This is a genomic window from Halomonas sp. BM-2019 (assembly GCF_017584085.1).
In genome coordinates this window covers 3,832,627-3,832,904 of record NZ_CP071922.1, presented here as the reverse complement: position 1 = coordinate 3,832,904, position 278 = coordinate 3,832,627, and the positions used below count along the sequence as shown (strand labels likewise).

At 48.2% G+C, this 278-nt stretch carries 1 protein-coding gene; it reads left to right on the top strand.

Features of this window, described 5'->3' with window-relative positions; genetic code table 11:
* Positions 1 to 278 (top strand): 2-C-methyl-D-erythritol 2,4-cyclodiphosphate synthase (locus tag J5F18_RS18995; protein WP_346300078.1); only part of this gene is annotated, 278 nt, incomplete at both ends.

Here is a 278-nt window from a genome sequence, read left to right as displayed (position 1 = left end):
GATTGGTGCCGGTGATATTGGCGTGTGGTTTCCGGATAACGACCCGGCGTTTGCCGGCGCTGACAGTGGCGTCCTCTTGCAAAAAGTTTGGCAAGAGGTTTGCTTACAAAATTATCAGTTGGTCAATATGGATGTCACCGTAATTTGTGAAAAGCCAAAAATTAACCCGCACCGTCAAGCGATACAAGAGCGGATTGCAACGCTTCTGGCGGTTACTCCAAACCAGATTAATGTGAAAGCAACGACTACGGAAGGACTCGGTTTTACTGGCCGAAAAG